Here is a 26275-nt window from a genome sequence, read left to right on the forward strand (position 1 = left end):
AGGGGAGGAGCGGCATCGTGCTGGATGACGTGGAGGGCGGCGTCCTGGCGGAGATCGACGAGGCCTGGATCGGGCGGACGCTGCTGGAGCTGATCGCGGTGCCGAGCGTGACCGGGAGCGCCGCCGAGTCGGAGCTTCAGCATCTGCTGGCGGGTCGGTTGGAGAGGCTCGGGCTCGATGTCGACCTGTGGTCCATGGACCTGGACGCGCTGCGCGCGCATCCCGGCTTTCCGGGGGCGGAGGCGGAGCGGGAGGAGGCCTGGGGGCTCGTCGGAGTGACGCCGGACGGCGGCGACGGACCCACCTTCGTCCTCCAGGGCCACGTGGACGTCGTACCGCCGGGGGACCCGGACGCCTGGGAGGGCGATCCGTTCGTGCCGCGGGTGACCGGCGATGTCGTCCACGGCCGGGGCGCCTGTGACATGAAGGCCGGCCTGGTGGCCCACCTCGCCGCGCTGTCCGCGATACGGGCCGCCGGGGTGCGGCTGCGCGGGCGGGTCGGGGTGCACTTCGTCGTGGGCGAGGAGGACGGCGGCCTCGGCGCCTTCGGCACGCTGCGGCGCGGCCACCGGGGCGACGCCTGCGTCATCACCGAGCCGACCGGCGGCACCCTCGTCACCGCAAACGCCGGCGCGCTGACCTTCCGTATCGCCGTGCCCGGCAAGGCGGCGCACGGCAGCGCCCGCGACCAGGGTGTGAGCGCGATCGACGCGTATGTGCCGCTGCACCGGGCACTGGCCCGACTGGAGACCGAACGGAACCGGGACCCGCATCCCCTGATGGCCGACCACCCGATCCCCTACGCCCTGTCGGTGGGGACCGTACGCGCCGGGGACTGGGCGAGCAGCGTGCCCGATCTGCTCGTCGCCGAGGGGCGGTTGGGGGTACGGCTGGGGGAGGACCCGGCGGATGCGCGGGCGGCCTTCGAGCGGTGCGTCGCGCAGGCGTGCGCCGATGACCCATGGCTGCGGGACCATCCGCCGACCGTGACCTGGCCGGGCGGGCAGTTCGCGAGCGGGCGGCTGCCGGAGGGGCATCCGCTGCCGGGGGTGATCCGGGGTGCGTACGCCGACGCCGTGGGAGCCGGGGGGTTGCGGGAGTGCGGGGCGCCGTACGGGAGCGATCTGCGGTTGTACACCGGGGCGGGGATCCCGACGCTGCAGTTCGGGCCGGGGGACATCCGGGTGGCGCACAGTGCGCGGGAGCGGGTGTCGCTCGCCGAAGTGGTGGAGGTGGCGCGGACGTTGGCGGTGACTGTGGTGCGGGCTGTCGGTACGAAGTGAGGCGGCGCGAGGCGGGCACGAGGTCGCCGGCCGCTACCTCCTTGTCAAGTGCGCGCGTCCGGACGAGGCGTGATCGATTGGGCGGGATCGATTGGGCGGGATCGACGGGGTGTGACCGCCGGGGGGCACCCCCCCGTATACCCAGGGCCCCCTCCGGCGGGGGCGCCCTGACCGTCAGCCGCTCTCGGGCCGTGTACGACGGGCGTAGGCGCGGGCCGCGCGGGCGCGGTCGCCGCAGCGGGTGGAGCACCAGTGGCGGCGGCCGTGCCGGAGCAGGTAGCGGTTGCAGGGGGCCGAGCCGCAGGCCGTGAGGCGCTCGGCGTCGGGGGAGGTGAGGAGGTCGGCGGCGTCGGCGGCGAGGGTCGCCAGGGCGTGGTCGACGATCTCGGTGGTGGGGTGCGGGGCCGCGCGGTACGGGCCGTCCTTGTCGTCCCACTTCAGGAGCGGGGCCGTCGGGACCCTGGTCAGCGCGTCGTTCACGGCGGTCAGGGCGGCGGGGAGGGCGGGCAGTGCCGCGACCCGCGAGTCGAACAGCGACCGGATCTGTTCCCGCAGCGCACGCAGCTGGGCGGCGCACATCTCCCGCATGCCGGCGTCGACCGGCGCGAGGTCACGCTCGACGAGCCACTGGTTCGCCGCGGCCGGAGTGCCGAGGAAGTCGACGAACTGCCCGCCCGGCAGCGCGATCACGCTGTTGACGAGCGCGAGCGACGGGTACTGCTCCGCCCCGGGCGCGGGCGGGATCGGGGGCTCGGCGGTCTCCCTCATGGCGCTGACGGTCTCCTTCATGGCTCTCATGGTAGGAACCCGGCGCGGCTCGGGTGTCGCGCCGGGTTCCGTCCGTCGGATCGGCGAGGTCGGGGCGGCCTCGGCCGGGGCGGGCCTCACATGTGGACCACGGGTGCCGCGTCCGGGTCCTGGGCGGGTGCGCCGCGCCGGTAGAGGACCACGCTGACGACCAGGCCGACCGCGAAGAAGACGGCGGACCACCAGTAGGCGGTGGAGTAGCCCTCCAGACTGGCCTGCGCGAGGACCGCGGGGTCCCTGGGGTCCTTGCCGGCCAGGTGGTCGGTGAGGGAGCCGGCGAACAGGGTGTTGAGCAGGGCGGTGCCGAGTGAACCGCCGACCTGCTGCATCGTGTTGACTCACGGCCCTGGTGCGCAACCCGGCGGGCCTGGGCGACCTGGCCGGCCGGGTCACGCCGATCACCGCGGACGCCACATCGACGCGCGACGTCTCCGCCGCCGCGGCCGGGCACGATGCGATCCTCTCCGCCCTCGGCAGGGGCAACTCGGTGCGCGCCGACGGCCTCTTCACCCGTGCCTCGGCGGCCGCGATCGGTGCGGCGGAGGAAGCGGGCGTATCCCGCCTTGTGTGGCTGTCGTCGTTCGGCGTCGGCCACACCTACGACTGGTCGAGCACCCCGCAGAAGCTGATCTACAGCACCCTGCTGCGGTCGCTCTACGCCGACAAGGCGATCGCCGACGAGAGCATCCGCTCCACCGACCTCGACTGGACCGTCGTCCTCCCGACCAAGCTGACCCACGGCCCGGCCAAGGGCACGTACCACGCCGACGACCGCCTGCCGATGAAGGGCAACCCGTCGATCAGCCGGGCGGACGTCGCCGCCTTCATGCACCGGGCGGCACACGGCGGTGAGTGGATCCGGCGCAGCCCGGTCATCAGCGACTGACGTGGCGGTCACCGGCTGACGCCGTGCACCGGGCGGTGCACGGCGTCAGCCGGCTACTTGGTGTCGACGTAGTCGCCGGTGGCTTTCGCGGAGGCCGTCGTCGTGGTGCCCGCGAAGGTGTGGCGCCGTCAGGCTTGAGCCCGTCTGCCAGGCCCCCGCCTGCGCGTTCTCCAGTCCGTAGCGGCCCGGGTTCATGGCGAAGCTCAGCGAGCAGGTGGCGGTGGTGGCGCTGACGGCCTTGCAGCCCAGGTTGTCGTGGTAGCCGAAACCTGTGGCGGTGGCCGTGCTCCAGACGTCGGCGTAGGCCGCGTTGATCCCGGAGCTGCCCGTGGCGGTGATCGCCACGATGAAGGGCTTCCTCTCCGTTGTGCCGACCACGACGGACTTGCCGCCGCCCTGGATGTGTGGCCGCGGGATGAACGGTGCGCGAAGTGCAGAGGTGTGCGCGCAAGCCGATCACTGCGGGGCGGCGCGTCAGTCGACGGCGTTCGGGTGACGGAGCCCACAAGTGGGCCGATCTGTGGCGTGTGGACGCCGAGGGGGTTATCTTCGAGAGGTAGAACGACCGGTCTTCCTACCCCCGTGATTGCCAGTGGGTCACCGGTGCGCATCGAAGAGAGATCAAAGGGTTCCATGAAGCCAATCCGCGCCCCGGCCCGGCCGGGGCCCCGAACAGAACCGCTGCTGCACGCACTCCCGACGGGGTCAGTCTCCCGATCGGATCAGTCGGACCGCGTCCAGCAAGGTCTTGTGGGCGGCCGTCGTGTCGTCCAGGTAGCCAGCGGCCATCGCGCCGTCGTACAGCATCAGCAGTGCGCCGGCGGCCGAGTCGGGGTCGGCGTGGCCGAGCCGGGTGAGCAGCCCTTGGAAGAGAGTGCGGATCCAGTTGCGGTGGGATGTCACCAGGGCGCGCACCGGGTGGTCGGCGTCCGGGTATTCGGCGGCCGCGTTCAGGAACGGCGATCCGCGGAAGCCGCGTTCGCGGGCATGCTCGGCGATCGCCTCGAAGATCAGGTCGAGCGCCTCCGCGGGCGGGTGCCCGGCGGCCAGCGGTTCGGCCACCTCCTTGTAGTAGGCGTCCTTGGTCAGCAGATAGGCCACGACCAGGTCGTCCTTGGCGGCGAAGTGCCGGTAGAAGGTCGCCTTCGTCACCCCGGCCTCGGCGATCAGCCGCTCCACGCCGATCGCGCGAACACCCTCGTAATAGAACAGGCGTGACGCGGCCCGGACCAGGCGTTCGCGGGGCGGCAGGTCGCCGTCCTCCTTGGTCCCTCGACGCGTGGTGTCGGTGGTCTTCTGCCCGCTGATGCTCACTTCCTCATTGTGCCTTCGGCCCAGTCCTGAGGGGCCCGCACCCCCATACGGCCCACACCAACAGGTACAGCCCACACCAAGAGGGCCATGTCTCCCTCATCCGTACGGCCCGACCAACGTGGCCGTTCATCGAAAGGTTTGAACCATGACTCGTCGTCTCGAAGGAACCGTCGCCCTGGTCACCGGGGCCTCCAGCGGTATCGGCCATGCCACCGCCCTGGAGCTGGCCCGCGAGGGCGCCTCCGTGGCCGTGGTCGGCCGGCGTGAGGACCGGCTCACCGACCTCGCCGCGGAAATCACGGGCGCCGGCGGCAAGGCCCTTGCCGTGCCCGCCGACATCACCACCGCCCAGACCGCCGCCGAAGCGGTCGAGCGGACCGTGGAGAACCTGGGCCGCCTGGACATCCTGGTCAACAACGCCGGTCTCATGCTGCTCGGGCCCGCCCCCGGCGCGGACCTGAACGACTGGCGGCGCATGATCGACATCAACCTGATGGGCCTGATGTACACCGCTCACGCGGCCGTCCCCCACCTGGTCAAGGCCGCCGCCGAACAGCCGCGCCAGGTCGCCGACATCGTCAACATCGGCTCGCTCGCCGGCCGCAACGCCTACGCCATGTCCGCCGTGTACAGCGCCACCAAGTTCGGCGTCGGCGCCTTCAGCGAGGCACTGCGTCAGGAACTGGCACGCCAGCACGTCCGCGTGTCCGTCGTCGAGCCGGGCAGCGTCGACACCGAACTGCGCACGCACAACCCCGACGTCATCCAGCAGCACATCGTCGCCGCCCTCGGCGACATCGACCGCCTGCAGAGCCGCGACATCGCCGACACCGTCGGCTACATCGTCACCCGCCCCCGGCACGTGGCCGTCGCCGAACTCCTCGTACGCCCCACCGAGCAGGTCTGAGGAGAGGAGGGAGAAGTGGCACGGAGAAGGATTCTGGCGGTGGTGACCAACCAGGCCACCTACGGGGCGAGCAAGCACCCGACCGGCCTCTGGCTGGGTGAACTCGTCCATTTCTACGACAAGGCGGTCAAGGACGGCCACACCGTGGATGTGGTCAGCCCCGCCGGCGGCGAGGTGCCGCTCGACCCTCGAAGCCTCGGCCGGCTGTTCGCCGACCGGACGGTTCGCACCTATCGCGCCGACCCGGCCTTCATGACCTCCCTGAAGTCCACCGCTTCCGTTGCCGACGCAGATCCGGACGACTACTCCACGATCTTCTTCACGGGTGGGCACGGCACCATGTGGGACTTCCCCGACAGCACCGACCTGCGGGAAACAGCCGAGGCCGTCTACGCCGGGGGCGGCATCGCCTCCTCGGTCTGCCATGGTGCCTACGCCCTCATCAACCTCCGTGACACCGACGGGAATCCGCTCGTACGGAACCGCACCGTCACAGGCTTCGCGACGGTCGAGGAAAGCCTGGCCGGTGTGAAGGGCAGGGTGCCGTTCCTGCTGGAGGACGCATTGCGCGCGCAGGGAGCCAGGTACGTGCGCCCCACCGTCCCGATGACACCGCACGCCGTGCGCGACGGTCGCCTGATCACCGGCCAGAACCCGGTGTCCACCAAAGCCGTCAGCGACTTGATTCTCGCGGCCTTGGCCGAGACCGAGTGAGCGGTACGAAGACAAGGGCATCTACATGACCACCAGCACCACCAGCACCGCGCACCGATCAGTCCGGCACTGCCGTCTCTGCAAGCCCTCGCAGGGACCGAACGACTACACCCTGTTCCTGCGGCAGTGGGTGCGCTCACCGGCCCGCATGGGGGCCATCGCGCCCAGCTCGCGCCACCTGGCCGAGGCGGTCTGCGCCCCCGTACCCGAACGTGGCGAGCCCGTCGTGGTGGAACTGGGTGCCGGCACCGGACCGTTCACGGCCGAGATCCAGCGCCGGCTCGGCGGGCGCGGCCGCCACCTGGCCGTCGAGATCGATCCACTCCTCGCCCAGCGCCTGCGCCACCGCCACCCGGGGGCGGAGGTGATCCAGCGCGACGCCGTCCACCTGCGCCACCTACTGGACGATCGCGGCATCGAGAGCGCCGACGTGGTGGTCAGCGGCCTGCCCTGGGCCATCTTTCCCTCCGCCACCCAACATCAGCTCTTGGACGCGACAGCCGCGGTACTCGCCCCGGCGGGCGCCTTCACCGCGTTCACCTACCTCCACGCCGTCCCCCTCACCCCCGCCCGACGGTTCCGCGAGCTGCTGGCCGACCGCTTCGAGGAAGTCGTCCCCAGCCGCACCATATGGCGCAACACACCCCCGGCCTTCGTCCTCCACGCCCGCAGACCCCGCCCATGACGCCCTTCGCGGTGATCGACGCTCACGCCGGCATGAAGGCTCCGGGAACATGAAGAAGGCGGGGTCCGAAACCCCGCCCAATCCGAGACAAGCCCCAGCTCAGGGCCATACAAGGCAATACGGCTGATGCCCCGCCTCATGCAGGCGGTGGCTGAAGTCCTGCCACTCGTGCAGCAACTGATACACATTGAACGCGTCCCGGGGCCCACCCCGGTCCGGCACCGTCGACCAGATGAACGCGGCCGCCCTGACCGCTTCCTCTCCTATGCCCCGCAGCGGGTCCACCACCGTCATCGGCAGCTTGACCACCGCGTAGTCGGGGTGCAGGACGACCAGCTCCAGCGGCGGGACCTTGTGCAGGGGGACGCCTTCGATGCCCGTCAGGACCATCGCGGCCATCGTCTCCGGCTTGATCTTGGTGAACATGCCGTTCATGCCGAGCTCGTCGCCGCCGAGTTCCTCGGGGCGCATCGAGATCGGGACGCGGGCCGCGGTCGCACCGTCGGGCGCGCCGAAGTACTTGTACGTCACCCCCACCCGACCACCATTCCTGCTCACCCTCAGCCGATCGCGATCGCTGCGTCGGTCGGCCCGCTCTGACTCATTAGGTACACCCGGCATATCCGGTACTACGTGTTCCTTACGTGCTTCGTTCGAATCCTCCGCGTCGCGTCGGTGCCTTCCCCGCCGGGCACGTCGAGGACCCAGGTCATCAGTCCCCTCGCCCAGTCCGCCACCGCGATGCATATCTCCACCCGACTGCTTTTCTAGGACGCGTGGCCCCCGCCGCGCAACCCGATCATCGTGTCAGTGACCTCCCCCACGGCCGCCCGCCGAAACGTGCGCTGAAACACCTGTCCGCAGGATCTTTTCAGTCCCCGACCATCACGCCCCGCATGAGCTGTGAGTATCACGACCAGTCTCGCAGATCCCCGGCGGGGGGCGGGGCGAAGGAGGCCGGAGGGGGAGGGGGTGCGGGGGAGCGGAGGGGGCGGACGGAGGAACGCAGGAGCAGAGGCGCACGGGAGAGCCGGCGTCGGGGCAGCGGTGGCCCACTGCCGTCGCCGCCCCCTGGCCTACCCTGAGGAGGTCACTGGCAACCGGAGTCCGAGATCATCGGAGAAGGTCAGAGAAGGTCGGAGTAGTCGCAGGTCATGAGCGAAGCGCCCTCTTCAGGAACGCCCTATCCATACGATGCGCCTGCCTCGCAGGCTCTGTTCGACCGTGCGGCCGCCGTCACACCGGGCGGCGTGAACTCCCCGGTGCGCGCCTTCCGGGCCGTGGGCGGGACGCCGCGGTTCATGGTGTCCGGCACCGGTCCGTATCTGACCGACGCCGACGGGCGCGAGTACGTCGACCTCGTCTGCTCGTGGGGGCCCATGATCCTCGGGCACTCCCACCCGGAGGTCATCGCCGCCGTCCAGGACGCCGTCTCCCGCGGCACCTCCTTCGGTACGCCGGGGGAGGGTGAAGTCGCGCTCGCCGAGGAGATCGTCGCCCGGATCGAACCCGTCGACCAGGTCCGGCTCGTCTCCAGTGGCACCGAGGCGACCATGTCGGCCATCCGGCTCGCCCGCGGGTTCACCCAGCGGTCCAAGGTGATCAAGTTCGCCGGGTGTTATCACGGGCATGTCGATTCGCTGCTCGCCGCGGCGGGGTCCGGTGTCGCCACCTTCGCCCTGCCCGACACCCCGGGCGTCACCGGCGCCCAGGCCGGCGACACCATCGTCCTTCCGTACAACGATCTTGAGTCCGTCCACGAGGCGTTCCACCGCTACCCCGGGGAGATCGCCTGCGTCATCACCGAGGCCTCGCCCGGCAACATGGGCGTGGTCCCGCCGCTCCCCGGCTTCAACGAGGGGCTCAAGGACGCCTGCCGGAAGAACGGCGCCCTCTTCATCTCCGACGAGGTCATGACCGGTTTCCGGACCAGCCGCGCCGGGTGGTACGGCATCGACGGGGTCAAGCCCGACCTGATGACCTTCGGCAAGGTGATGGGGGGTGGCTTCCCCGCCGCCGCCTTCGGTGGGCGTGCGGACGTCATGGCCCACCTCGCGCCCGCCGGGCCCGTCTACCAGGCCGGCACCCTCTCCGGGAACCCGGTCGCCACCGCCGCCGGCCTCGCCCAGCTGCGGCTCCTCGACGAGGCCGCCTACGACAAGGTCAATGCGGTGTCGGAGACCCTCCAGTCCCTCGTCACCGAGGCCCTCACCAAGGAAGGCGTCGCGCACCGGCTGCAGAACGCCTCCAACATGTTCTCCGTCTTCTTCACGGACCGGGAGGTCCGTAACTACGAGGACGCCAAGCGGCAGGAGTCCTTCCGCTTCACCGCCTTCTTCCACTCGATGCTGGCCCAGGGCGTCTATCTGCCGCCCTCGTCCTTCGAGTCCTGGTTCGTTTCCACCGCACACGACGAGCAGGCCGTCCAGCGGATCGCCGACGCCCTCCCGGCGGCGGCCCGAGCGGCGGCGGAGGCCACGGCGGCATGAGCGACGACATCAACCGCAGCAGCGAGAGCGACATCACCGTCGTCCACGTCATGCGGCACGGCGAGGTGGCCAACCCGGACGGGATCCTCTACGGCCGTCTCGCGGGGTACCACCTCTCCGAGCTCGGGCGGCAGATGGCCGACCGGGTCGCCGAGCATCTCGCCTCCCGTGACGTCACCTACGTCTGCGCCTCCCCGCTGGAGCGGGCGCAGGAGACCGCGACGCCGATCGCCAAGGCGCACGGGCTGGACCTCGCGACCGACGGGCGGCTCATCGAGGCCGACAACGTCTTCCAGGGCAAGACCTTCGGCGTGGGCGACGGCGCCCTCAAGAAGCCCGAGAACTGGAAGCACCTCGTCAACCCGTTCAGGCCGTCCTGGGGTGAGCCGTACGTCGACCAGGTCGTCCGCATGATGGGCGCGCTCGACTCCGCCAAGGACGCGGCGCGTGGGCACGAGGCCGTGCTGGTCAGTCATCAGCTGCCGATCTGGATCGTGCGGAGCTATGTCGAGAAGCGGCGGCTGTGGCACGACCCGCGCAGACGGCAGTGCACGCTCGCGTCCCTGACGACGTTCACGTACCAGGGCGACAGGATCGTGGCCGTCGGGTACACCGAGCCCGCCATCGATCTCGTGCCCGCCCATCTCCGCGCCGGCGCAAAGCCGGTGAAGGGGAAGGACAAGGCCTTCGGGGCCTGAGGCGTGTCGGGCGCCAACGACACGTTCGGCGCCCAAGTCACGTTCGGCACCCAAGACGCTTTTGTGACATTTGTTGCCAATCCTCCGTGATCCGGAGGAACCTCCCCGTTCGTCGTGCCCTCTGACTGGGTGACCACCAGGCAAGCACGACGGATGGGGCAGTCATGGGCAACTTCAGCCGAAGGGGAGTTATCGGGCTCGGTGTCGGTACGGCGGCCGCCGTCGGACTCGCGGGATGCTCCACTCTCACCTCGTCAGATGGGTCGAACCCCACCGGAGGTTCCGGCGACGGCGCGGACAACAAGCCCGGAACGCAGGCGAACCGTGCCCGCCCCATAGGCGACGGCTCCACCTCCTACACCGGCAAGCAGCCCCACCAGCCCGGCAAGCCCGAACCGCTGGAGCCCGGCCAGGAGCCGCCGCAGTTCGTCGTCTTCTCCTGGGACGGGGCCGGTGAGGTCGGCAACGGCCTCTTCCCGCGCTTCCTGGACCTCGCCAAGGAGCACGGCGCGTCCATGACCTTCTTCCTCTCCGGGCTGTATCTGCTGCCCGAGTCGAAGAAGCGGCTCTACGACCCCCCGAACAACCCGCGCGGCGCCTCCGACATCGGCTACCTCACCGACGGGCACATCAAGGACACGCTGACGAACGTGCGGCGTGCCTGGCTCGAAGGGCACGAGATAGGCACCCACTTCAACGGCCACTTCTGCGGCGGTACCGGCACCGTCGGCAACTGGACGCCGAAGCAGTGGCGCAGCGAGATCGACCAGGCCAAGGCCTTCGTCAAGGAGTGGCGGACGAACTCCGGGTGGACCGACCTGCCCTCCCTGCCCTTCGACTACGACAAGGAACTCGTCGGCGGCCGCACCCCCTGCCTCCTCGGCCAGGACAACCTGCTGCCCACCGCCCGTGAGCTCGGCTGGCGCTACGACGCCTCCTCGTCCGGCGGCCTGCAGGTGTGGCCGCAGAAGAAGCAGGGGCTGTGGGACCTGCCGTTGCAGGGAATACCGTTCCCCGGCCACAGCTTCGAGGTCCTCTCGATGGACTACAACATGCTCGCCAACCAGTCGGTCAACTCGACCAACGCGCCCGCCCACAACTACCCGGGCTGGCGCCGGCAGGCCGCCGGGTCCTACATAGCGGGCTTCAAGCGGGCATATGAGACAAACCGCGCACCCTTCTTCATAGGCAACCACTTCGAGCAGTGGAACGGCGGCATCTACATGGACGCCGTCGAGGAGGCCTTCAAGCACATCGCGCGGGAGAAGGAGAAGGGTGGCGACGTACGGCTCGTCTCCTTCCGGCAGTTCGTGGACTGGATGGACGTACAGAAGCCGGAAGTCCTCGCCAAGCTGCGGACGCTGGGGAAGGGGCAGCAGCCGCTCGGGGGTTGGAAGGAGTTCCTGAAGGACACCGGCGCGAGCACCGGAACGCCGTCCTCGGGGAGCACCTCGAACGCCGCCTGAAATGCGGGTTTCCGTCCGCAAGGGGGGTGCGCAAGATCCCCGGAACGGACATGCGAAACTTTTCACATGAGTGCCGCCAGCCGTGCCCCCCTGCGCTCGAACCGCAGCCGTACCGTTCTGCTCGCCGCCACAGCCGCGGTCACCGCGCTGACCCTGTCCGCGTGCAGTTCGGGCGGTTTGTCGGGCGGTGGTGGTGACACCAACTTCGTCCCCGGCAGCAACGGCATCGACACGGTCGCGCAGGGCAAGCGCACCACGGCGCCGGAGCTCTCCGGCGAGACCATCGACGGCAAGCAGCTCAGCACCGCCGACTACAAGGGCAAGATCCTCGTCGTCAACGTGTGGGGGTCGTGGTGCCCGCCGTGCCGGGCCGAGGCGAAGAACTTCCAGACCGTCTACGACGACGTCAAGGGCCAGGGTGTCGAGTTCGTCGGCATCAACACCCGGGACACCAGCACCACCCCCGCGAAGGCCTTCGAGAAGGAGTTCGGGGTCACGTACCCCAGCCTGTACGACCCCACGGGCAAGCAGATGCTCCGCTTCGAGAAGGGCACGCTCAACCCGCAGGCGATCCCGTCCACCCTCGTCATCGACCGGAAGGGCGGGATCGCGGCGCGTGCGCTGACGCCCCTCAGCGAGGAGACGCTGCGCAGCATGCTCAAGCCCGTCCTCGCGGAGAAGTGACGTGAGCGCACTCACGACGCTCGCCGCGGCCGCCGGCCCGAACGAGACGGTGCTGAGCGGCGCCCTGCTGCTCGCCCTGCCCATCGCGATGCTCGGCGGTCTCGTCTCCTTCTTCTCCCCGTGCGTCCTGCCCCTCGTCCCCGGCTATCTGTCGTACGTCACCGGAGTCGCCGGCACCGATCTGGCCGAGGCGCGGCGCGGGCGGATGGTCATGGGCGCCTCCCTGTTCGTGCTCGGCTTCACCGCCGTGTTCGTCTCCACCGGGGCCCTGTTCGGCTACTTCGGCAACAGCCTCCAGGAGCACAAGGACGTCCTGTCCAAGGTGCTCGGCGTGCTCATGATCGCCATGGGCGTCTTCTTCATGGGCCTGATGCCGTGGCTGACCCAGCGGGAGTTCCGCTTCCACAAGCGGCCCGCGGCCGGGCTGGTCGGTGCCCCCGTCCTCGGCGCGCTGTTCGGCATCGGCTGGGCGCCGTGCATCGGCCCGACCCTGACGTCCGTGATCGCGCTCTCCTACAACGAGGCGAGTGCCGGCCGCGGCGCCATACTGACCGTCGCCTACTGCCTCGGCCTGGGCGTGCCCTTCGTGCTCGCCGCAGTAGCCTTCCGCAAGGCACTCGGCGCCTTCGCCTGGGTCAAGCGCCACTACGTCTGGGTGATGCGCATCGGCGGCACCATGATGATCGTGACCGGTGTGCTGCTGCTGACCGGCGCGTGGGACCGCATCGTGCAGGAGATGCAGGTCTGGTCCGACGGCTTCACTGTGGGGATCTGATCGATGAGCAAGACGACAACCGAGCCGACCCCGGCCGCCGGCGACGAGGACCTGGGCGCCGCCGGCTCCCAGCTCTCCACCGCCCCCGCCGAGGAGATCGCCAGCCTGCCCTCCCTCGGCGTCATCGGCTGGGCCCGCTGGTTCTGGCGCCAGCTCACCTCGATGCGGGTCGCGCTGCTGCTGCTCCTGCTGCTGTCGCTCGGCGCGATCCCAGGCTCGCTCATCCCGCAGAGCGGTACCGACGACACGAAGGTCGCCGAGTTCCGCCAGGCGCACGAGACGCTCGCGCCGGTCTACGACAAGCTCGGCCTCTTCAACGTCTACAGCTCGGTGTGGTTCTCCGCGATCTACATCCTGCTGTTCGTCTCCCTCATCGGCTGCATCGTCCCGCGCACCTGGCAGTTCGTCGGCCAGCTGCGCGGCCGCCCGCCGGGCGCCCCCAAGCGCCTGACCCGGCTGCCCGCCTACACCACCTGGCGCACCGAGGCCGAGCCCGAGCAGGTCCGCGAGGCCGCGCTCGCCCTGCTGAAGAAGCGCCGCTTCCGTGCCCACCTGGCCGGTGACGCCGTCGCCGCCGAGAAGGGCTATCTGCGCGAGGTCGGCAACCTCGCCTTCCACATCGCGCTGATCGTGATGCTGATCGCCTTCGCCTGGGGCCAGCTGTTCAAGTCCGAGGGCAACAAGCTGATCGTCGAGGGCGACGGGTTCTCCAACACCCTCACCCAGTACGACGACTTCAAGTCCGGCAGCCTCTTCACGCAGGACGACCTCGACCCGTTCAGCTTCACCCTCAAGGACTTCAAGGGCACCTACGAGGCGACCGGCCCCAACCGCGGCACCCCGCGCACCTACGAGGCCGACCTCACCTACAGCGCGGGCGCCGACGGCAAGGACCGGAAGACCACCGTCAAGGTCAACGAGCCGCTGGAGATCGGCGACTCGAAGGTCTACCTCGTCAGCCACGGCTACGCCCCCGTCATCACGGTCCGCGACGGCAAGGGCACCGTCGTCTACAGCGATGCCGTCCCCCTCCTTCCACTCGACGGCAATGTCACCTCCACCGGTGCGATCAAGGTCATGGACGGCTACCGGGACGCCGAGGGCAAGTGGGACCAGCTCGGCTTCCAGGCCTTCTTCCTGCCGTCCTACGGCGGCCCCGGCACCGCGGTGGTCTCGCAGTTCCCGGCGCTGCTGAACCCGGTGCTGAACCTGGAGGCCTACCACGGCAGCCTCGGTGTCAACGCCGGGCTCCCGCAGAGCGTGTACCAGCTCGACAAGACGAAGCTGAAGGGCTTCAAGAACTCCAAGGGCGAGCAGCTCCGCGAGAACCTGAAGCCCGGCGAGACCATGAAGCTCCCGAACGGCGCCGGCTCGATCACCTTCGAGAAGGAGATCAAGGAGTGGGCCGGCTTCCAGGTCGCCCGCCAGCCCGGCAGCGGCTGGGCGCTCGCCGGTGCCGTAGCCGCGATCTTCGGCCTCGCCGCCTCCCTGTTCATCCAGCGCCGCCGCGTGTGGGTGCGGGCCACCACCGGTCCCGACGGCGTCACCGTCGTCGAGATGGCCGGCCTCGGCCGCAGCGAGTCCGCCAAGGTCCCCGAGGAACTCGGCGACCTCGCCGGGATCCTGTACGACCAGGCGCCGGGGGCACCCGACCCCGACGACGAACCCGCAGATCCCTCCTCCCCCGACCCCCAAGTCGCACCCGCCGAAGGGGCTGAGACCAAGTGACTCTCGCCGCCGCGACCGAGCTGGCCGCCGCCACCAACGAAAACCTCGCGAACATCAGCAACACGCTGATCTACTCGTCGATGGCCGTCTACACCCTGGCCTTCTTCGCGTACATCGCCGAATGGCTCCTCGGCAGCCGCAGCAAGGTCGGCCGCACGGCCGCCGCGCTCACCCCGGCCAAGGCCAAGAAGGCCGCCGCGCCCGCCGTCACTGTGAAGCAGGGCGGTTCCACCGCCGTACTGGAGCGGCCGAAGGTCGTCGTGCGGGCCACGGCCGGGCAGCGGGACGTGCCGGACGGGCCCGGCGCACACGGCGGGGACGCACAGGGCGACCTCTACGGGCGTATCGCCATCTCCCTCACCGTCCTCGCCTTCCTGATCGAGTTCGGCGGGGTGCTGACACGGGCTCTCTCGGTGGAGCGGGCGCCGTGGGGCAACATGTACGAGTTCAACATCACCTTCTCCACGGTCGCCGTCGGTGTGTACCTCTCGCTGCTGGCGCTGAAGAAGAACGTGCGCTGGCTCGGGCTGTTCCTGATCACCACGGTCCTCCTCGATCTCGGCCTCGCCGTCACTGTCTTGTACACCGCCAGTGACCAGTTGGTTCCCGCCCTTCACTCGTACTGGCTGTACATCCACGTCTCCACGGCGATCTTCTGCGGCGCGGTGTTCTACGTCGGAGCCGTCTCCACGCTGCTCTACCTGTTCAAGGACTCGTACGAGAACAAGCTGGCGAACGGCGGCACCCCGGGTCGCTTCGCGAACTCCGTCCTCGACCGGCTGCCCGCCTCGGCGTCCCTCGACAAGTTCTCCTACCGCGTCAACGCCGCCGTCTTCCCGCTGTGGACCTTCACGATCATCGCGGGCGCCATCTGGGCGGGCGACGCCTGGGGCCGCTACTGGGGCTGGGACCCCAAGGAGACCTGGTCCTTCATCACCTGGGTCGCCTACGCCTGCTACCTGCACGCCCGTGCCACGGCCGGCTGGAAGGGCCGCAAGGCCGCCTACCTGGCCCTCATCGCCTTCGGCTGCTGGCTGTTCAACTACTACGGCGTCAATATCTTCGTCTCCGGCAAGCACTCGTACGCCGGGGTCTGACCACCGCGCAGGTCAGCGGCCGTAAGGGTCGCGCATCGCCCCCGGCGGAGTCAGGCTGGTGTCATGACCGGTTCCATCGAACAGGGCACCAGCCAGGCCCACGGGAACACGCACATCCTGCACTTCCTCGTGCGGCTGCCCCGGCGCATGGAGACGGTCTGGCCGGCGCTGGCCACCCAGGACGGCCTCGCGGCGTGGTTCACACCCGCCGACGTCCTGGAGCCCCGGCTCGGCGGTGCGGTCACGCTGCGTGACATGGGATCCGGGCGGGTCACCGCGTGGGACGTGGAGCGGGTCGCCGAGTACACCCTGGAGGGCGGCGGCCGGCTCCGGTTCCATCTGGAGCGGGACGGGGACGAGGGCAGCGCCCTGCGCTTCACCCATGAGTTCCGGGGCGGGGAGGAGTCGGAGCAGCGGTGGCGGGCGCGCTTCGAGCGCCTGATCGACGTATGCGAAGCGAGCCCGTGACCCCCTCTCGCAGGGGGCCCACGACCGCTACGACGCCGGCGGCAGGTGGACTGGATCGCGTGATGTCCGTCGGGTCACGAAAACTGTCGGAGCGAGGACGAAACGGTCGAGGCGATGATGTCCCGCAGCCGCTCCACGTACAGCCGCATGTTCTTGTACGCGACTTCGGTGTCCGGGTAGCGGCAGGTGAACCACACGCCCTCGTGGAGCCTGTTGAACCACACGTAGACCTTGTCGCCGTACGTCACCCTGCCCAGTCCGTACGCCTTCAGGTCGGTCCAGCGGGCGGATCCGGGGATGCCCCGGGCATCGAGGAACGACACCACCGAGTACAGATCGGGCGACGTCGGGCGGAAGTCCGAGCCGAGCAGGTCCAGGACCCGGGCGAGGGGGATACGGGCGAGCGGCCTGTTGGTCCGTAGTTCGGTGCGCACGGCTTTGAGGGCGCTGCGGAAGTCGGGTGCGGCCGACACGGGAATCTCGATCGGTACGGCGCCGACGAACCAGCCCACGGAGTCCGACCATTGGGCCCTGTCCCGGGTGTGGAACGGCACGACCGTGCGGTAGACGGACTGTCCGGCGATCTCGTGGACGAAAAGGCTCGTGGCGGCCAGCACCCCGACCAGGCTTCCGCCGTAGGGGCGGCAGTAGGCCTCGAACGCGGCGGCGGCCTCGGCGTCCACGAGCATCTCGCACATGAGCTTCTGGGCCTGCAGGCCGTCGGCCTCCAGGCCCAGGTCGACGGGGAAGTTCGGCAGCTGTCCGTCGCATCGGTCGATGAACTCCCGCCAGCGAGCGACGATCGCGTGGTCGTCGTCGATCCGGTCCGCCTCCTCCCTTTCGATCTCGCAGAAGTCGACGTAACTGCTGGCCGGTGCCCGCTCCAGAGTGCGACCGCCGAGGCGCGCCGCGTAGAGGTCGTGGATCTCCGCGGGGATACGCATGATCGAGTAGCCGTCGACGTTGCTGTGGTCGAAGGCCATGTACACGCTGGTGCAGTCCTCCCGGACGACCGCCGTGTAGATGAAGTTCGGCCAGCCGAGCGCGTACGCCGCGGTATCGAAGCGGTCCTGCAGGTAGCGGACCAGTACCGGCGCGCTGGGGAAGTTGCCCACCACCTCGCGGTGGAGTGACACGGCTTCGGCGTCGACCGTGAACCGGTGCATCTCGCCACCGGTCCAGCGGAAGCCGCTGCGCAGCGTCTCGTGCCGGAGCGTCCAGCTGTGCAGCGCGTCCTCCAGTGCGTCGAGATCGACCCGGCCCGGGATGTCGAACGCCGTGCCGAGCCAGGTGGGCAGGAACAGGCCGTCGTCCTCACGCACGGAGTGGACCGTCCTGAGATGCGACTCCTGGACATACGCAGGCGGCCTGGAGTCCTCGGGCAGGCCCGCCGCCGTCGCGACGGTCGCCGGGCTGAGCGTCCATTCGACGAGACGTCCGGGCCGGACCTCGCAGCGTTGGATGTCGGTCATTCGCACGGGCGGCTCCATTCGCGGCGGGGGACACACCCGAAAGGGTGGTATCTCGCCCAACGAGGCAACCCTTACTCAGAAACGGTTCGCTGCGATCAGCAGACGTGGTCAGCCGACGGAGATCGAGTCCAGCTTCTCCCGCAGATACACATGCGAGTCGACCGGCGCGTACGCCACCCGCCCCACCGGCGCCGGCACGGACTCCACGAGCGTCCCGGGCGTGCACTCCCCGAAGTAGACGAGGGACATCAGCTCCTCGGCGGGCGCGTCCGCGGGCGGCGGCAGTACGCGATGCCGGCCCGACCGCCACCGGTCACCGGTCCAACGGGCCATCAGGTCCCCGATGTTGATGGTGAAGGCGTCCGGGTCGTACGGCGCGTCCTCCCACCCGACGCCTCCGTCCGCAGGGTCCGTGTAGACCTGCAGCCCGCCCTTGCCCACCTGCCGGTCGAGGATCGTCACCGTGCCGAAGTCGGTGTGCGGCCCGATGCGGAACTGACCGGGCGCCGGTTCCCCGACGACCTCGGTGCCGGGGTACCAGTTGATGTTGAAGCCGTACGTCGGGTGGTCCATGTGCCGTGAGAAGAAGTCCGGTTCGAGGCCCAGGGCGTAGCCGAGCAGGGACAGCAGCTCCTTCTCCAGCTCGGCCATCCGCGCCAGGTACTCCTCGCACAGCTCCCGCAGTTCGGGCACCTCGGCCGGGTACACGTTCGGCGCGTACCACTCGGCGTTGATCACCGGGTCGTCGAAGGGCTCGTGCGTCGCGAAGCTCAGCGACTCCTTCAGGTCCGGCGGGGTCTCGGTCCCCTCCGAGTAGCCGTTGGCCTCCGCACCGGGGCCGAGCCAGCCGCGGCCGCCGACCTTCACGGCGTAGGGCTGCTTGACGTCCGGCGGGAGGGTGAAGAAGGCGCGGGCCACCTCCCGGATCCGGGCGCGCAGGACCGGGTCCACACCGTGCCCGGTGACCAGGAGGAAGCCGGCGGTCCGGAGGGCCTCGTCGACGGTCCGGGCGATCGCCCCGCGCGCCTCGGGGTCGCCTTCGAGCCAGGGCCCGAGGTCGATCGTGGGGATTCGTGGGTTACTCACCGATGTCACCGATGTCCTCGTTCCACAGTGCCGGATTGTCCTTGATGAAGTCGCGCATCATCCCGATGCACCCGGGGTCGTCCAGGAGCACGATCTGCACACCGTGCTCGGCCAGCCAGTCATGTCCGCCGGAGAACGTGACCGCCTCCCCGATCACCACCCGCGCGATCCCGAACTGCCGCACCAGCCCCGAGCAGTACCAGCACGGCGACAGCGTGGTCACCATGGTCGTACCCCGGTACGACCGCTGCCGGCCCGCCGCGCGGAAGGCCGCCGTCTCCGCGTGCAGGGACGGGTCGCCGTCCTGCACCCGCCGGTTGTGCCCGCGTCCGAGGAGGGCCCCGTCGGGTCCGTAGAGAGCGGCGCCGATCGGGATGCCCCCTTCGCCGAGCCCGGCACGCGCCTCGGCGACGGCGGTACCGAGCCAGGTACGTGCGGTCGCCTCGTCCAGGAGATCCATGTCTCTCACTGTCCGGTGCACACCAGGTAGTCGTCCAGGTGGCCCGCGCCGGACAGCATGGCCCGGGTGCGCGCCGTGAGCGCCTCGCCGCGCGCCGCGATCGCCGCCCGCAGGGCCTCGCGGCTGCCCTCGCGGCGCAGGCCGTCCAGGACCGGGCGGATCTGGTCGAGCAGGTAGTGACTGCGGCGCAGGGTGTGGATCAGCCGGGCGTCGCGGACGTCGGCGGGTCGGTAGACGCGGTACCTCGTGCCCCGCTCCCGCTCCGGCGCGATCAGTCCGGCCGCCTCCCACACCCTCAGTGCCGACGTCCGTACGCCGAGCAGCGCGGCCACCTCGCCGATGCGCAGCCCGGAGCGGGGCAGCTCGGCAGGGGGTGTCTCGGCCAGGGTCTCCAGCGCCTCGCTCGAAACTGGCGAAGGAACTGGGCCGCAAGGCGGCCGGCAGCACCCTCTACCTCCTGGACGAACCCACCACCGGCCTCCACTCGGCCGACACCGCCCGCCTCCTCGCCGTACTCCAACGCCTCGTCGACACCGGCCACTCGGTCATCACCATCGAGCACAACCTCGACGTCGTCCACGCCTCGGATTGGCTGATCGACCTGGGGCCCGAGGGCGGCTCGGGGGGAGGGAAACTGGTGGCGGAGGGGGTGCCGGGGAGGTGACGGGGTGATGCGGCAGTGGATCAGCACGGCCGCGGAGCCGGTCCCGGTCAGGGTTCGTCGCGCTTCGGCCCGTCGTCCCGCTTCTTGTCGTCGTCCTCGTCCAGCGACTTGAGGAACTCGGGGTTGTCGTCGGGAGCCACCCACTGCCGGCGCTGGCGCTGACGGTCCCGTACACCGCCCCACCCCTCGGCGGCCGGGCTGCGCTTCTTGCCCGCGATCAGCCAGGAGATCGAGCCGACCAGCGGGAACACCAGCACGAGGATCGCCCACAGCGGCTTGGGCATGTGGCGGATGTCGTCCTCCTTCGTGCTGATGCAGTCGATGAACGCGTACACGCTCAGCGCGAGTGGCACGAGGAACATCAGCACCCGGAGCATGGGTCCTCTCCAGCGAAACGGTCGTCGGGACCGGGGGCACGGCCCCCGGGTTCAGGGCCAGGGTAGCCGCTCGGGGATACTTGACCCCATGGCTTACGACGATCTTCGTTCCCTGCTCAGGGCGCTGGAGCGCGAAGGCGACCTCAAGCGCGTCAAGGCTGAGGTCGATCCGTATCTCGAGGTCGGGGAGATCGTCGACCGCGTACAGAAGTCCGGCGGTCCCGCGCTGCTCTTCGAGAACGTGAAGGGGTCCTCGATGCCCCTCGCGATGAACGTGTTCGGGACGGACCGGCGGCTGCTGAAGGCCCTGGGGCTCAAGTCCTACGCGGACATCTCCGACAAGATCGGCGGGCTGCTCAAGCCCGAGCTGCCGCACGGGTTCGTCGGCGTCCGCGAGGCCTTCGGGAAGCTCGGCTCCATGACGCACGTGCCGCCGAAGAAGGTGAAGTCGGACAACGCGCCGGTGCAGGAGGTCGTGCTGCACGGCGACGAGGTCGACCTGGAGCGGCTGCCCGCGCTGTTCACCTGGCCCAAGGACGGCGGCTCCTTCTTCAACCTGGGGCTCACGCACACCAAGGACCCGGAGAGCGGCGTACGCAATCTCGGTCTGTACCGCCTCCAGCGCCACGACAAGCGCACCATCGGCATGCACTGGCAGATCCACAAGGACAGCCGCAACCACTACCAGGTGGCAGCGAGAAGGGGAGAGCGGCTGCCGGTCGCGATCGCCTTCGGCTGCCCGCCCGCCGTGTCCTACGCCTCCACCGCGCCACTGCCCGGTGACATCGACGAGTACCTGTTCGCGGGGTTCCTCGCGGGCAAGCGGATCGAGATGGTGGACTGCAAGACGGTGCCGTTGCAGGTGCCGGCGCAGGCGGAGGTCGTGCTGGAGGGGTGGCTGGAGCCGGGGGAGATGCTGCCGGAGGGGCCCTTCGGGGACCACACCGGCTTCTACACCCCGCAGGAGCCCTTCCCCGCGCTGAAGATCGACTGCGTGACGATGCGCCGCCGGCCGCTGCTGCAGTCGATCGTCGTGGGCAGGCCCCCGACGGAGGACGGACCGCTGGGCCGTGCGACGGAACGCTTCTTCCTGCCGCTGCTCAAGATCATCGTCCCGGACATCGTGGACTACCACCTGCCCGAGGCCGGCGGCTTCCACAACTGCGCGATCGTCTCGATCGACAAGAAGTACCCCAAGCACGCCCAGAAGGTGATGCACGCGATCTGGGGCGCCCACATGATGTCCCTGACCAAGCTGATCGTGGTCGTCGACTCCGACTGCGACGTCCACGACCTGCACGAGGTCGCCTGGCGGGCCCTCGGCAACACGGACTACGCCCGCGACCTCTCGGTCGTCGAAGGCCCCGTCGACCACCTCGACCACGCCTCCTACCAGCAGTTCTGGGGCGGCAAGGCGGGCATCGACGCGACGAAGAAGTGGCCCGAGGAGGGCTACACCCGCGACGGCGGCTGGCCGGACATGGTGGAGTCCGATCCTGAGACGGCGGCGAAGGTCGACCGCCGCTGGAAGGAGTACGGACTGTGAGCAGCGCCTCCGCCGCGATTCCGCAGCCAGGACGCACGAAGGCGTTCCTCCGCCTCGTCATGATCGAGCACTCGGTGTTCGCGCTGCCCTTCGCGTACATCGCCGCGCTCACCGCGATGTTCCAGCTCGACAGGAACATCCACTGGGGCCGGCTGCTCCTGGTGACGGTGTGCATGGTGGGCCTGCGTACGTTCGCTATGGCGGTCAACCGGATCATCGACCGCGAGATCGACGCGCGGAACCCGCGGACCGCCCAGCGTGAACTGGTCACGGGCGCGATGTCCGTCCGCCACGCCTGGACGGGCGCCCTCATCGCCCTGGTGATCTTCCTGGGCGCGGCGGCCCTGCTGAACCCCCTGTGCCTGGCCCTCGCCCCCATCGCGGTGATCCCGATGGTGGTCTACCCCTACGGCAAACGGTTCACGAACTTCCCCCAGGCCATTCTGGGCCTGGCCCAGGCGATGGGACCGGTCGGCGGCTGGCTGGCCGTCACCGGCACCTGGTCCTGGGACGCGGTGATCCTCGGCCTCGCCGTCGGCATCTGGATCGGCGGCTTCGACCTCATCTACGCCTGCCAGGACGTCGAGACCGACCGCGAGATCGGCGTCATGTCGGTCCCGGCCCGCTTCGGCATCCCGGCGGCGATCTGGGGCGCCCGCGCCTGCCACACGGTCACGACGGCCCTGTTCGTCTGGTACGCCCTCACCACGGACGCGGGCACCTTCTTCTGGCTGGGCCTGCTGATCGTGGCCGGGGCCTTCCTCTACGAGCACTCGATCGTCCGCCCGCACGACCTGTCCCGCGTGAACAGGGCGTTCTTCAGCGTCAACGGGTTCATCGGGATTGCCCTGTTCGTGTGTGCGCTGCTGGATCTCTTGGTTCGGGGCTTGACCGTCTGAATACGGTGCGGTCCATGACCCGCCTGCACACGCAGCTCAGCCGGTTCGAGGACGCGTTCCCCGGATTCCGCACGGAGATCGTCGAGGGCAGTGTCGTGGCGTGCCCGCTCAGGGCGCACCACGCCGGCACGATCTACGAGGCGTGGAACGCCCTCGCCCCGCAGCTCGGCCCGGAGTGGGACCTCGTCAGCGATGTCGTTTTCCCTTTCGACGAGGACAACGAGCTCTGTCCCGACCTGGCCGTGATCCCCGAGCCGGAGGCGGACCGGAACGAGCTCGCGTACCCACCGGATCTCATCGAGCTCGTCGTCGAGGTCGTCTCCCAGGGCAGCATCCGCCGCGACTACGAGGCGAAACCCCGCTGTTACGCCTCCCGGGGCATCGCCGACTACCTGGTCCTGGACCCGCTGAAGGGCCAGTGCGTCACCATGTGGAACCCCGGCCCCGACGGCTACCGAGGTCGCGACACCATCCCCTACGGCCCCGACCTCACCGTCGACTCCCCGCTCGGCAAGCTGACCATCCCCACCGCCAACCTCCCCGTCGACCCTAAAGCGCGCCCCCGGCCCTGAGTGCCGGTCCGCTCGCCCGGCGGCGCAGCACGAACGCCGCCGCCACCCCCGCCAGCAGCCCCAGCAGATGCCCCTGCCAGCTGACGCCGGACTGGGTCGGGGCGAGGCCCGCCAGTATCGTGCCGCCCCAGATCGCGCCCACCAGCAGGCCGACCACGACCCCGAGTGGGCGACGCTCCACGAAGCCGGTGACCAGCAGGAAGCCGAAGAGGCCGAAGATCAGGCCGGAGGCGCCCGCGGTGTTGGTGTGCGCCGGGGCTATGAGCCACACACCCAGACCGTCGGCCACGATGATCAGCGCGCAGACCGCGAGGAACCGGCGCAGCCCGCCGAGGGCCGCGAGGAAGCCCATGACCAGCAGCGGAACGCTGTTGGCGGCCACATGGGCGAAGCCGAAGTGGACGAAGGCCGCGGGCACGACGTCGACCAGCTCGGCGGGCTCGCGCGGGACGATGCCGAAGCGGTCCAGCGCGTGGCCGCTCGTCACGTCGACCACTTCCAGCAGCCACAGCAGCGCGACCCAGCCCACCATCAGCTTGGCCGCGGTCCTCGCCCGGTCGCCCCGGGACCATTCCGGCCTTGTCTCCGACATGGCACCCCCCGCCACTCGCTCGTCCCCTCCGGTGAACGCCCGACCACCCTTGACCGGTTCCCACCCTGCGACGCCGGATAGGCTCGGGGGCGTGAACCCAGTCAAGCCAGGAGAGACGCGGCGTACGCCTTGGATCGTTGGGGTCTCCGGCGCCTCCGGCACCCCCTATGCCGCCTCGGTGCTGCGCGCGCTGCTCGCCGCCGGGGAGAGCGTCGACCTCATCGTGTCCCGAGCCTCCCGGCTCACCCTGCTCGACGAGACCGGGATCTCCTTCCGGGACGCCCACTGGCGGGACGACCTGCGGGAATGGCTGGCACGCGGGGCCGACGGCAAGCCGGGCACCTTCGAGGCGGACATCGACGCCGTACGGCACTGGGGTGCCGGGGACCTCGCGGCGGGGCCGTCCTCGGGGTCGTATGCGGTGAAAGGGATGCTCATCGTTCCGGCCTCCACGGCCTGTGTCGCCGGAGTGGCGCTGGGGCTGTCCAAGGACCTGCTGCAGCGGGCCGCGAGCGTGACGCTCAAGGAGCGCCGGCCGCTCGTCGTGGCCGTGCGGGAGACCCCGCTGAACGGCCAGACGCTGCGGCACCTGGTGACCCTCGACGACGCGGGCGCCAGCGTCGTACCGGCTTCGCCCGCCTTCTACGCGGGAGCGACGCACATCCAGGACCTGGTGGACTTCGTCGCCGGACGGGTCCTCGACGCGGCGGGCGTCGAGCACGGCCTCTACCGCCGCTGGCAGGGCGAGATCGGCGGCGGCTCCCGCCCTCCCGCCTGAGCGGCACGCACCACGCACCACCCATCTCAGCAACACCCAGAACTCGCACACCTCTTCAGTGGAAGGCTTCGATCGCATGGACGCGGTGGACAGGCAGCTCATCCAGGCCCTGAGGGAGAACGGCCGGGCCTCCTACGCGGAGCTGGGACGCCTCGTCGGCCTGTCGGGACCCAGCGTCACCGACCGCATCAACCGGCTGGAGGCGGCCGGTGTCATCACGGGTTACCGCGCCACCGTCGACGCCGCCTCGCTCGGCCTCGGCGTCACCGCGCTGATCGGTATCTCGCTCTCCGACGCCACCGACCACGAGGACGTGGCGAACCGCCTGCGGGACCTGGGCGAGATCGAGGACTGCTGGTTCATCGCCGGCGACGACTCGTACATGCTCAAGGTGCGGGCGGCCGACGTGGACGGGCTGGAGAAGATCATCCGGCGGCTCAGCGGCACCACGGGCGTCTCCCGGACCCGTACCACGATCGTGCTCTCCACCAAGTGGGAGAACCGGGTCGGAGAACTGCCCGAAGAGGTGTAGGCCCGTTTCAGGGCCGTATGGGGGCACCGCCCGCCCGAAGGGTGGGGAGTACGGTTTACGAAGTCTGTCTGAGAGAGGTGTACGCATGGACGTCGGGCTCAAGCGCGAGCTGGAGGAGAAGGTCCGTTCCGGTGAGCGGCTGACCCGCGAGGACGGCATCGCGCTGTACGAGTCGGACGACCTGGCGTGGCTCGGCGGACTCGCCCACGAGGTGCGCACGCGCAAGAACGGCGACGTCGTCCACTTCAACGTCAACCGTCACCTCAACATGACCAACGTGTGCACGGCGTCCTGCGCCTACTGCTCCTTCCAGCGCAAGCCGGGCGAGAAGGACGCGTACACGATGCGCATCGAGGAGGCGGTGAAGCTCGCCAAGTCGATGGAGAGCGAGAACCTCACCGAGCTCCACATCGTCAACGGGCTGCACCCGAACCTGCCGTGGCGCTACTACCCGCGCTCGCTGCGGGAGCTGAAGGCCGCCCTCCCGAACGTCTCGCTGAAGGCCTTCACGGCGACGGAGATCCACCACTTCGAGACCATCTCCGGGCTCTCCGCCTCCGAGATCCTCGACGAGCTCATCGACGCCGGTCTGGAGTCCCTGACCGGTGGCGGCGCCGAGATCTTCGACTGGGAGGTCCGTCAGCACATCGTGGACCACCGTACCCACTGGGAGGACTGGTCCCGCATCCACCGCCTGGCGCACGAGAAGGGTCTGAAGACCCCGTGCACCATGCTGTACGGCCACATCGAGGAGCCCCGCCACCGCGTCGACCACGTCCTGCGCCTGCGTGAGCTCCAGGACGAGACGAACGGCTTCCAGGTCTTCATCCCGCTGCGCTACCAGCACGACTTCGTCGACATGAAGGACGGCAAGGTACGCAACCGCCTCCAGGCGCGCACGCAGATGGCGACGGGCGCGGAGGCCCTCAAGACCTTCGCCGTCTCCCGGCTCCTCTTCGACAACGTCCCGCACGTCAAGGTCTTCTGGGTCATGCACGGCGTCCAGACCGCCCAACTGGCCCTCCAGCACGGCGCCGACGACATGGACGGCTCGGTCGTCGAGTACAAGATCACCCACGACGCGGACAACTACGGCACGCCGAACAAGCTGACGCGCGAGGATCTGCTGGACCTCATCAGGGATGCCGGCTTCCAGCCCGTGGAGCGCAACACGCGCTACGAGGTCATTCGGGAGTACGACGGCCCGGACCCGTTGCGTCGGGAAGCCCCGCAGCCCATGCGCGTGTGAGTGGACCCACCCAGGGGCGCGGGGCTGCAGCGATGTGCGGCTCCGCC

The 26275-nt window shown here is 69.7% G+C and carries 29 protein-coding genes and 2 pseudogenes; 20 read left to right on the top strand and 11 right to left on the bottom strand.

The annotated features are described in order from the left end of the window. Positions 1–17: 17 nt before the first annotated feature. Complete coding sequence (locus ABD932_RS23190; protein ID WP_345015460.1) at positions 18–1283, top strand: ArgE/DapE family deacylase; 1266 nt, start codon at positions 18–20, stop codon at positions 1281–1283. A 174-nt stretch (positions 1284–1457) separates the two neighbouring features. Here ABD932_RS23190 and ABD932_RS23195 read toward each other — a convergent pair whose 3' ends face one another. Continuing rightward, on the bottom strand, positions 1458–2081 hold the full coding sequence (locus ABD932_RS23195) for an ABATE domain-containing protein (protein WP_345015461.1): 624 nt from the start codon (positions 2079–2081) through the stop codon (positions 1458–1460). 86 nt (positions 2082–2167) lie between these two features. After that, positions 2168–2428 (bottom strand): annotated as a pseudogene (locus ABD932_RS23200) (MFS transporter); the annotation flags it as partial. Positions 2429–2439: 11 nt separating this feature from the next. Between ABD932_RS23200 and ABD932_RS23205 the strand changes: the two are divergent. After that, the gene (locus tag ABD932_RS23205; protein WP_345015462.1) at positions 2440–2976 is read left to right on the top strand and encodes an NAD(P)-dependent oxidoreductase; all 537 of its coding nucleotides are present in this window, start codon (positions 2440–2442) and stop codon (positions 2974–2976) included. 45 nt (positions 2977–3021) lie between these two features. On the opposite strand, the gene ABD932_RS23210 is transcribed toward ABD932_RS23205, so the two are convergent. Together ABD932_RS23210 and ABD932_RS23215 are read right to left on the bottom strand one after the other, a co-directional pair. After that, on the bottom strand, positions 3022–3321 hold the full coding sequence (locus ABD932_RS23210; protein WP_345015463.1) for a hypothetical protein: 300 nt from the start codon (positions 3319–3321) through the stop codon (positions 3022–3024). Between the two features lie 360 nt (positions 3322–3681). Beyond that, complete coding sequence (locus ABD932_RS23215; RefSeq protein WP_345015464.1) at positions 3682–4290, bottom strand: TetR/AcrR family transcriptional regulator; 609 nt, start codon at positions 4288–4290, stop codon at positions 3682–3684. Positions 4291–4435: 145 nt separating this feature from the next. On the opposite strand from ABD932_RS23215, the gene ABD932_RS23220 reads away from it, so the two are divergent. Genes ABD932_RS23220 through ABD932_RS23230 form a run of 3 tightly spaced genes read left to right on the top strand, consistent with a single transcriptional unit; the run spans position 4436 to position 6596 of the window. Then, entirely contained in the window at positions 4436–5197 is a 762-nt protein-coding gene (locus tag ABD932_RS23220) for an SDR family NAD(P)-dependent oxidoreductase (RefSeq protein ID WP_345015465.1), read from the top strand. 15 nt (positions 5198–5212) lie between these two features. Next, complete coding sequence (locus ABD932_RS23225; RefSeq protein ID WP_345015466.1) at positions 5213–5911, top strand: type 1 glutamine amidotransferase domain-containing protein; 699 nt, start codon at positions 5213–5215, stop codon at positions 5909–5911. 25 nt (positions 5912–5936) lie between these two features. Then, positions 5937–6596, top strand: a complete 660-nt coding sequence (locus ABD932_RS23230; protein WP_345015468.1) for a class I SAM-dependent methyltransferase — start codon at positions 5937–5939, stop codon at positions 6594–6596. 99 nt (positions 6597–6695) lie between these two features. On the opposite strand, the gene ABD932_RS23235 is transcribed toward ABD932_RS23230, so the two are convergent. Then, positions 6696–7133, bottom strand: a complete 438-nt coding sequence (locus ABD932_RS23235; RefSeq protein WP_345015469.1) for a hypothetical protein — start codon at positions 7131–7133, stop codon at positions 6696–6698. A gap of 617 nt (positions 7134–7750) precedes the next feature. On the opposite strand from ABD932_RS23235, the gene hemL reads away from it, so the two are divergent. From hemL to ABD932_RS23275, 8 genes are all read left to right on the top strand, one after another. Then, positions 7751–9085, top strand: a complete 1335-nt coding sequence (gene hemL, locus ABD932_RS23240) for a glutamate-1-semialdehyde 2,1-aminomutase (RefSeq protein ID WP_345015470.1) — start codon at positions 7751–7753, stop codon at positions 9083–9085. Further along, positions 9082–9783 (top strand): histidine phosphatase family protein, encoded by a 702-nt coding sequence (locus tag ABD932_RS23245; protein ID WP_345015472.1) that lies wholly within the window; start codon positions 9082–9084, stop codon positions 9781–9783. The genes hemL and ABD932_RS23245 overlap by 4 nt, the downstream gene beginning before the upstream one ends. Before the next feature lie 164 nt (positions 9784–9947). Further along, complete coding sequence (locus ABD932_RS23250; protein ID WP_345015474.1) at positions 9948–11249, top strand: polysaccharide deacetylase family protein; 1302 nt, start codon at positions 9948–9950, stop codon at positions 11247–11249. 66 nt (positions 11250–11315) lie between these two features. Next, on the top strand, positions 11316–11933 hold the full coding sequence (locus ABD932_RS23255) for a TlpA family protein disulfide reductase (protein WP_345015475.1): 618 nt from the start codon (positions 11316–11318) through the stop codon (positions 11931–11933). A 1-nt stretch (position 11934) separates the two neighbouring features. Further along, on the top strand, positions 11935–12708 hold the full coding sequence (locus ABD932_RS23260) for a cytochrome c biogenesis CcdA family protein (protein WP_345015476.1): 774 nt from the start codon (positions 11935–11937) through the stop codon (positions 12706–12708). A 3-nt stretch (positions 12709–12711) separates the two neighbouring features. Further along, a complete protein-coding gene (gene resB / locus ABD932_RS23265) occupies positions 12712–14436 on the top strand; it encodes a cytochrome c biogenesis protein ResB (protein WP_345015477.1) in 1725 nt (574 codons plus the stop codon). After that, on the top strand, positions 14433–15533 hold the full coding sequence (gene ccsB, locus ABD932_RS23270) for a c-type cytochrome biogenesis protein CcsB (protein ID WP_345015478.1): 1101 nt from the start codon (positions 14433–14435) through the stop codon (positions 15531–15533). The genes resB and ccsB overlap by 4 nt, the downstream gene beginning before the upstream one ends. A gap of 63 nt (positions 15534–15596) precedes the next feature. After that, on the top strand, positions 15597–16001 hold the full coding sequence (locus tag ABD932_RS23275) for an SRPBCC domain-containing protein (protein WP_345015479.1): 405 nt from the start codon (positions 15597–15599) through the stop codon (positions 15999–16001). 74 nt (positions 16002–16075) lie between these two features. On the opposite strand, the gene ABD932_RS23280 is transcribed toward ABD932_RS23275, so the two are convergent. From ABD932_RS23280 to ABD932_RS23295, 4 genes and pseudogenes are all read right to left on the bottom strand, one after another. Further along, a complete protein-coding gene (locus ABD932_RS23280) occupies positions 16076–17479 on the bottom strand; it encodes a condensation domain-containing protein (protein ID WP_345015480.1) in 1404 nt (467 codons plus the stop codon). Positions 17480–17581: 102 nt separating this feature from the next. Next, on the bottom strand, positions 17582–18568 hold the full coding sequence (locus ABD932_RS23285) for an isopenicillin N synthase family dioxygenase (RefSeq protein ID WP_345015481.1): 987 nt from the start codon (positions 18566–18568) through the stop codon (positions 17582–17584). Beyond that, positions 18552–19019: a nucleoside deaminase gene (locus ABD932_RS23290; protein WP_345015482.1), complete on the bottom strand. Its 468-nt coding sequence runs from the start codon at positions 19017–19019 to the stop codon at positions 18552–18554. The genes ABD932_RS23285 and ABD932_RS23290 overlap by 17 nt, the downstream gene beginning before the upstream one ends. Positions 19020–19024: 5 nt before the next feature. Beyond that, a pseudogene (locus ABD932_RS23295) lies at positions 19025–19426 on the bottom strand (TioE family transcriptional regulator); the annotation flags it as partial. Between ABD932_RS23295 and ABD932_RS23300 the strand changes: the two are divergent. Beyond that, positions 19393–19683, top strand: a complete 291-nt coding sequence (locus ABD932_RS23300) for a hypothetical protein (RefSeq protein ID WP_345015483.1) — start codon at positions 19393–19395, stop codon at positions 19681–19683. The pseudogene ABD932_RS23295 and the gene ABD932_RS23300 overlap by 34 nt on opposite strands. Before the next feature lie 47 nt (positions 19684–19730). Here the strand turns inward: ABD932_RS23300 and ABD932_RS23305 are convergent, their stop codons facing one another. Further along, positions 19731–20060 (bottom strand): PLD nuclease N-terminal domain-containing protein, encoded by a 330-nt coding sequence (locus tag ABD932_RS23305; RefSeq protein ID WP_345015484.1) that lies wholly within the window; start codon positions 20058–20060, stop codon positions 19731–19733. An 88-nt stretch (positions 20061–20148) separates the two neighbouring features. Between ABD932_RS23305 and ABD932_RS23310 the strand changes: the two genes are divergently transcribed. Genes ABD932_RS23310 through ABD932_RS23320 form a run of 3 tightly spaced genes read left to right on the top strand, consistent with a single transcriptional unit; the run spans position 20149 to position 23077 of the window. Next, positions 20149–21606, top strand: a complete 1458-nt coding sequence (locus tag ABD932_RS23310; protein ID WP_345015485.1) for a menaquinone biosynthesis decarboxylase — start codon at positions 20149–20151, stop codon at positions 21604–21606. Then, the gene (gene mqnP / locus ABD932_RS23315) at positions 21603–22505 is read left to right on the top strand and encodes a menaquinone biosynthesis prenyltransferase MqnP (RefSeq protein WP_345015486.1); all 903 of its coding nucleotides are present in this window, start codon (positions 21603–21605) and stop codon (positions 22503–22505) included. Before ABD932_RS23310 ends, mqnP begins: the two co-directional genes overlap by 4 nt. 14 nt (positions 22506–22519) lie before the next feature. Then, entirely contained in the window at positions 22520–23077 is a 558-nt protein-coding gene (locus ABD932_RS23320; RefSeq protein ID WP_345015487.1) for a Uma2 family endonuclease, read from the top strand. On the opposite strand, the gene ABD932_RS23325 is transcribed toward ABD932_RS23320, so the two are convergent. Next, complete coding sequence (locus ABD932_RS23325; protein ID WP_345015488.1) at positions 23055–23669, bottom strand: rhomboid family intramembrane serine protease; 615 nt, start codon at positions 23667–23669, stop codon at positions 23055–23057. The two genes, ABD932_RS23320 and ABD932_RS23325, sit on opposite strands and share 23 nt — an antisense overlap. 91 nt (positions 23670–23760) lie before the next feature. Between ABD932_RS23325 and ABD932_RS23330 the strand changes: the two genes are divergently transcribed. From ABD932_RS23330 to mqnE, 3 genes are all read left to right on the top strand, one after another. After that, positions 23761–24447, top strand: a complete 687-nt coding sequence (locus ABD932_RS23330; RefSeq protein WP_345015489.1) for a UbiX family flavin prenyltransferase — start codon at positions 23761–23763, stop codon at positions 24445–24447. Positions 24448–24523: 76 nt separating this feature from the next. Beyond that, complete coding sequence (locus tag ABD932_RS23335; protein ID WP_030944826.1) at positions 24524–24979, top strand: Lrp/AsnC family transcriptional regulator; 456 nt, start codon at positions 24524–24526, stop codon at positions 24977–24979. 85 nt (positions 24980–25064) lie between these two features. Next, positions 25065–26228, top strand: a complete 1164-nt coding sequence (gene mqnE / locus ABD932_RS23340; RefSeq protein WP_345015490.1) for an aminofutalosine synthase MqnE — start codon at positions 25065–25067, stop codon at positions 26226–26228. Positions 26229–26275: the final 47 nt, after the last annotated feature.

The sequence above is a fragment of the Streptomyces shaanxiensis genome (assembly GCF_039537145.1).
Lineage (GTDB): Bacteria > Actinomycetota > Actinomycetes > Streptomycetales > Streptomycetaceae > Streptomyces > Streptomyces shaanxiensis.

What these genes read in the sequence shown, in the direction of transcription:
- hemL (WP_345015470.1), top strand. Translation starts at nt 7,751, where the DNA reads ATGAGCGAAGCGCCCTCTTCAGGAACGCCCTATCCATACGATGCGCCT.
- ABD932_RS23220 (WP_345015465.1), top strand. Translation starts at nt 4,436, where the DNA reads ATGACTCGTCGTCTCGAAGGAACCGTCGCCCTGGTCACCGGGGCCTCC.
- ABD932_RS23320 (WP_345015487.1), top strand. Translation starts at nt 22,520, where the DNA reads ATGACCCGCCTGCACACGCAGCTCAGCCGGTTCGAGGACGCGTTCCCC.
- ABD932_RS23290 (WP_345015482.1), bottom strand. Translation starts at nt 19,019, where the DNA reads ATGGATCTCCTGGACGAGGCGACCGCACGTACCTGGCTCGGTACCGCC.
- ABD932_RS23255 (WP_345015475.1), top strand. Translation starts at nt 11,316, where the DNA reads ATGAGTGCCGCCAGCCGTGCCCCCCTGCGCTCGAACCGCAGCCGTACC.
- ABD932_RS23335 (WP_030944826.1), top strand. Translation starts at nt 24,524, where the DNA reads ATGGACGCGGTGGACAGGCAGCTCATCCAGGCCCTGAGGGAGAACGGC.
- ABD932_RS23310 (WP_345015485.1), top strand. Translation starts at nt 20,149, where the DNA reads ATGGCTTACGACGATCTTCGTTCCCTGCTCAGGGCGCTGGAGCGCGAA.
- ABD932_RS23275 (WP_345015479.1), top strand. Translation starts at nt 15,597, where the DNA reads ATGACCGGTTCCATCGAACAGGGCACCAGCCAGGCCCACGGGAACACG.
- ABD932_RS23305 (WP_345015484.1), bottom strand. Translation starts at nt 20,060, where the DNA reads ATGCTCCGGGTGCTGATGTTCCTCGTGCCACTCGCGCTGAGCGTGTAC.
- ABD932_RS23195 (WP_345015461.1), bottom strand. Translation starts at nt 2,081, where the DNA reads ATGAGAGCCATGAAGGAGACCGTCAGCGCCATGAGGGAGACCGCCGAG.
- ABD932_RS23230 (WP_345015468.1), top strand. Translation starts at nt 5,937, where the DNA reads ATGACCACCAGCACCACCAGCACCGCGCACCGATCAGTCCGGCACTGC.
- mqnE (WP_345015490.1), top strand. Translation starts at nt 25,065, where the DNA reads ATGGACGTCGGGCTCAAGCGCGAGCTGGAGGAGAAGGTCCGTTCCGGT.
- resB (WP_345015477.1), top strand. Translation starts at nt 12,712, where the DNA reads ATGAGCAAGACGACAACCGAGCCGACCCCGGCCGCCGGCGACGAGGAC.
- ABD932_RS23325 (WP_345015488.1), bottom strand. Translation starts at nt 23,669, where the DNA reads ATGTCGGAGACAAGGCCGGAATGGTCCCGGGGCGACCGGGCGAGGACC.
- ABD932_RS23250 (WP_345015474.1), top strand. Translation starts at nt 9,948, where the DNA reads ATGGGCAACTTCAGCCGAAGGGGAGTTATCGGGCTCGGTGTCGGTACG.
- ABD932_RS23245 (WP_345015472.1), top strand. Translation starts at nt 9,082, where the DNA reads ATGAGCGACGACATCAACCGCAGCAGCGAGAGCGACATCACCGTCGTC.